Source organism: Oleiphilus sp. HI0043 (genome assembly GCF_001634935.1).
The window spans coordinates 1-786 of the sequence record NZ_LWEY01000608.1; the positions used below are offsets into that span (position 1 = coordinate 1).

Sequence of the window (786 nt, forward strand, 5' to 3'; positions counted from 1 at the left end):
TTCTCTCGCTGCCATAACTTGACTGTAGGTGATCTAAACTCGAATCAGACCTATGCGGTGTCAGTAGAAGTTACTGATATTAGCGGTAATGGCCCAACTCAGAGCCATATTAGTAGAGTTAAAACGCTAGCAGCGGCAGACTTGAACCCTCCTCTAATCGTCGCCGGGCCAACGGTTACTGATATTTCAGATACAGTAGCTGTAGTGAAATGGACGACAAACGAAGCGGCTAGCAGTGCAGTTTCATTTAACGATGGTATTAGTTACCGGGTTCAGAATAACACTGAGCTTGTAAGCGATCATTCAGTTCAGATTACAGGGCTAAGTGCTAATACGCTATATAATTTAACCGTTGCCTCAAATGATGCCGCTGGCAATAGAGCAACACAAACTCGGGAGATCCAGTTCCAGACAGCTTCTACTTCCGATACTGAACCGCCATTAATTATTGGGCGTGCTTTAGTTGAAGATGTATCAAACACTAACGCGATGATTAGCTGGCGTACCGATGAATCATCATCTTCTGTTGTGTCCATTGGCACAGAGCCTGATAACCTAAGCCGTGTCGAATCATCTCCCGGCTTTTCTGCAAAGCACCAATTGAGCGTCACTAATCTCTTACCTGCGAGTACTTATTACTTCTCAGTCGAATCAAGCGACCTAAGCGGAAATCAAGTTCATAGCAACGTTTCTTCTTTTACGACCCAATCGCAAAGTGTCTCTAATGGTTTTGAAATTATTTCACAGCCTGTTATTGAGCGTTTGACGGGTAACAGCATCACTTTA

1 protein-coding gene is annotated in these 786 nt (G+C 44.0%); it reads left to right on the plus strand.

What is annotated here, in order from left to right:
• The coding region (locus A3729_RS07465) for a fibronectin type III domain-containing protein (protein WP_156497771.1) at positions 1-786 on the plus strand (786 nt) is incomplete at both ends.